Annotated in this window: 5 protein-coding genes; 3 read left to right on the top strand and 2 right to left on the bottom strand. The window is 71.1% G+C overall.

Translation table 11 applies throughout. From position 1 onward, the window contains the following. Both LE181_RS19990 and LE181_RS19985 read left to right on the top strand, forming a co-directional pair. Positions 1-1,004 (top strand): Stk1 family PASTA domain-containing Ser/Thr kinase (locus LE181_RS19990; RefSeq protein ID WP_225662680.1); only part of this gene is annotated, 1,004 nt, incomplete at its 5' end. Positions 1,005-1,009: 5 nt separating this feature from the next. Next, positions 1,010-1,894: a deoxyribonuclease IV gene (locus LE181_RS19985; protein WP_225662679.1), complete on the top strand. Its 885-nt coding sequence runs from the start codon at positions 1,010-1,012 to the stop codon at positions 1,892-1,894. Positions 1,895-1,924: 30 nt separating this feature from the next. Here the strand turns inward: LE181_RS19985 and LE181_RS19980 are convergent, their stop codons facing one another. Then, the gene (locus LE181_RS19980) at positions 1,925-2,557 is read right to left on the bottom strand and encodes a sulfite oxidase-like oxidoreductase (RefSeq protein ID WP_225662678.1); all 633 of its coding nucleotides are present in this window, start codon (positions 2,555-2,557) and stop codon (positions 1,925-1,927) included. A 179-nt stretch (positions 2,558-2,736) separates the two neighbouring features. Here LE181_RS19980 and bfr point away from each other — a divergent pair, with 179 nt between their 5' ends. Beyond that, the gene (bfr, locus tag LE181_RS19975; RefSeq protein ID WP_225662677.1) at positions 2,737-3,225 is read left to right on the top strand and encodes a bacterioferritin; all 489 of its coding nucleotides are present in this window, start codon (positions 2,737-2,739) and stop codon (positions 3,223-3,225) included. Between the two features lie 14 nt (positions 3,226-3,239). On the opposite strand, the gene LE181_RS19970 is transcribed toward bfr, so the two are convergent. After that, on the bottom strand, positions 3,240-3,497 hold the full coding sequence (locus LE181_RS19970) for a (2Fe-2S)-binding protein (protein WP_225662676.1): 258 nt from the start codon (positions 3,495-3,497) through the stop codon (positions 3,240-3,242). Positions 3,498-3,621: the final 124 nt, after the last annotated feature.

Here is a 3,621-nt window from a genome sequence, read left to right as displayed (position 1 = left end):
CCCCGGCGGACGAGGAGCTGCTCCACCGCACCACGCGCCTGGAGCAGCCGCCCGCGCCCCCGGTGGCGCCGCCGGGCGGCCACCCCCCGGTGCACCCGCAGCGCCGGGGCTGGCCGCTGCCGCGCCGGTGGGTCCTCGCGGCCGCCGCCGCCCTGCTGGCCGTACTGGCGGGCACGGGCGTCTGGTACATCAATTCCGGTCAGTTCACCTCGGTGCCGGCCGTCCTGGACATGACCGAGGCCAAGGCCGGCGACGAGCTGGACAAGGCCGGTCTGGGGGTGCGGACCCGGCAGGCGTTCAGCGACACCGTCGAGCGCGGCCACGTCATCTCGACCGACCCCAAGCCGGGCGAGCGCATCCGCAACACCGGCAAGGTGACGATCACGATCTCGCGCGGCCCCCAGCGGTCCGAGGTGCCCAACGTGGCCGGGATGCCCTTCGACGACGCCAAGCGCAAGATCGAGGAGCAGGGCCTGGCCGTCGGTGACGTCGGCCGCCAGTTCAGCGGCGAGACGGCGAAGGACTCGGTGCTCTCCACCGAGCCCGGGCCGGGCACGCAGCTGCGTCCCGGCTCGACGGTGGCGCTCGTCGTCAGCAAGGGCAGGCCGCTGAACGTGCCGGACGTGACGGGACTGTCCGTCGCGGACGCCACCAACGCGCTGCGCGGGGCGGGGCTGCAGGTCAAGGTCGCGGACACCGAGGTCTTCTCGCCCCGGGACAAGGGCACGGTCGCCGAGCAGTCGCCCGCCAGGGGCGCCCGGGCGGCCGAGGGCGACACCGTCACCGTGACGGTCTCCAAGGGCAAGGAGATGGTGATCGTCCCGGACGTCACCAACAGGAGCGAGGCCGACGCCAAGCGGACGCTGGCCGCCGCCGGGTTCCAGGTGAAGGTCGACCGGCCGTTCCTCTTCGCCAAGGACTCCGTGGAGAGCCAGTCCGTGCGCGGCGGCGAGCAGGCCGCCAAGGGCGAGACCATCGTCATCCGGCTCAAGAGCGGACTGTGACCACCATGAGCACGAACGGTCCCCTGACCGGCCGGGCGCGCAATCCCGTCGGCGGCCACATCCCGGTGGCGGGCGGGCTCGCCCGGGTCGGCCTGCCCTACGCCCGCCGGATGGGCGCCGAGGCGGTCCAGGTCTTCGTCGCCAACCCGCGCGGCTGGGCGACCCCGGCCGGCACCGCACGGCAGGACGAGGAGTTCCGCGCCGCGTGTGCGCAGGAGGCGCTCCCCGTCTTCGTGCACGCCCCCTATCTGATCAACTTCGGATCGCACACCGCGGCCACCGTCGAGCGGTCGGTGGAGTCGCTGCGGCACTCGCTGCGCCGGGGGCGGGAGATCGGTGCCCGCGGCGTCGTCGTGCACACCGGTTCGGCGACCGGCGGCCGGCCGCGCCACGAGGCGCTGGCCCAGGTGCACGAGTGGCTGCTGCCGCTGCTGGAAGAGCTCACCCGCGACGACGACCCGCGGCTGCTGCTGGAGCCGACGGCCGGTCAGGGAGCCTCGCTGTGCTCGCTGGCGGAGGACCTCGGGCCGTACTTCGACGCCCTGGAGCACCACCCGAAGCTCGGCGTCTGCCTGGACACCTGCCATCTGTTCGCGGCCGGGCACGACCTGGCCGGGCCCGGCGGGATGAAGCAGACGCTCGACGAGCTGGTGTGCACGGTGGGCGAGGGACGGCTGGGCCTGCTGCACGCCAACGACTCGAAGGACGTCGTCGGCGCCCACAAGGACCGGCACGAGAACATCGGTTCCGGTCACATCGGCGCCGAGCCCTTCGCGGAGCTGTTCCGGCACCCGGCGACGGAGGACGTGCCGCTGACCATCGAGACGCCCGGCGGCCCGGAGGGGCACGCCGCCGACGTGGCCCTGCTGAAGGCGCTGCGGGACGGCTGACCGCGGCCCGGACCGGGCCGCGCGGAGGGGCTACAGCTCCGGGCCCTCGCCCGGCTTCTCCTGGTAGGAGTAGCGCTGCTCGTGCCAGGGGTCGCCGATGTTGTGGTAGCCGCGCTCTTCCCAGAAGCCCCGCCGGTCGGCGGTCATGTACTCCACGCCGCGGACCCATTTGGGGCCCTTCCAGGCGTAGAGGTGCGGCACGACGAGCCGGACCGGGAAGCCGTGCTCGGCCGTGAGGAGCTCGCCGTCCTTGTGGGTGGCGAAGATGGTCTTCTCGGCCGTGAAGTCGGCGAGCCGCAGGTTGGAGCTGAAGCCGTACTCCGCCCACACCATCACGTGCGTGACCTCGGGGGAGGGCGGGGCGAGTTCGAGGATCGTACGGGCCGACACCCCGCCCCACTCCGCGCCGAGCATGCTGTACTTCGTCACGCAGTGCAGGTCCGCCACCACCGTCGTGTACGGCAGTGCGGAGAATTCGTCATGCGTCCAGCAGTGCTTGTCCCCTCCGGCGGTCGCACCGAAGACACGGAACTCCCACCGGTCCGGCTTGAACTTCGGGACCGGTCCGTAGTGCGTCACCGGCCATCCGCGCTGGAGCCGCTGCCCCGGGGGCAGCTGAAGATGCCCTTCTTTGCGGCTTTCGGTGTTCTTCGAGGGCCCCATGGCTCCATGGTGTCAGACGGTGGGGGGTGCTGATGACCACGGGTTGCCCATATCGGGGCAAGTCCCACTAAGTGTGAACTTACTGGACGGCCCTCTGGGGTGGTGCGAGGATGCGCGCACCTGCAAGTCATCCGCCCCCAGCCCCCGCTGGGAAGTGCCCCCAGGAAGGAGCCCTCGCAATGCAGGGCGACCCCGAGGTCATCGAGTTCCTCAACGAGCAGCTGACGGCCGAGCTGACGGCCATCAACCAGTACTTCCTGCACGCGAAGCTGCAGGAGCACCACGGCTGGACGAAGATCGCCTCGCATACGCGGGCGGAGTCGTTCGACGAGATGAAGCACGCGGAGATCCTGACCGACCGGATCATCTTCCTGGAGGGGCTGCCGAACTACCAGCGCCTCTTCCACGTGCGCGTCGGGCAGACGATCACCGAGATGTTCATGGCCGACCGGCAGGTGGAGGTCGAGGCCATCGACCGCCTCAAGCGGGGCGTGGAGGTCATGCGCACCAAGGGCGACATCACCTCGGCCAACATCTTCGAGGCGATCCTCGCGGACGAGGAGGACCACATCGACTATCTCGACACACAGCTGGAACTGATCGAGAAGCTCGGCGAACCGCTCTACATCGCCCAGTTCATCGAGCAGGAGAACGGGCAGGGCAGCTAGCCCGGCCGGAAGCGCTAGGCGGCGCGGGCGCGCGGCGCGGCGGCGGACACGAGCGTCACGTCGGCGCCCAGCACGTCGCCCTCTCCCTGGTCGGCCAGCTCGCGGCGCGGGCAGGCGCCCCGGCCCAGCAGGGCCTGGATGCGACGCACGCAGCTGCCGCAGTCGGTGCCGGCCTTGCAGGCGGAGGCGATCTGCCGGGGCGTGCACGCCCCCTTGTCCGCGTGCTCGCGCACCTGCTGCTCCGTGATGCCGAAGCACGAGCAGACGTACACGCGGTCACCGCCTTGCATGGGCCGATAGGCCGAGTCGATCAATAAGGTAACCCTTACCTTACCCGTCTCGGTGGCCGGATCACAACGCAGTGGGGCGCGGATCACAGATCCGCGCCCCACTGCC

Source organism: Streptomyces sichuanensis (assembly GCF_020328095.1).
Taxonomy (GTDB): Bacteria; Actinomycetota; Actinomycetes; order Streptomycetales; family Streptomycetaceae; genus Streptomyces; species Streptomyces cinnamoneus.
The sequence above is the reverse complement of the archived record's forward strand: the minus strand, read 5'-3'. Positions and strand labels throughout refer to the sequence as shown.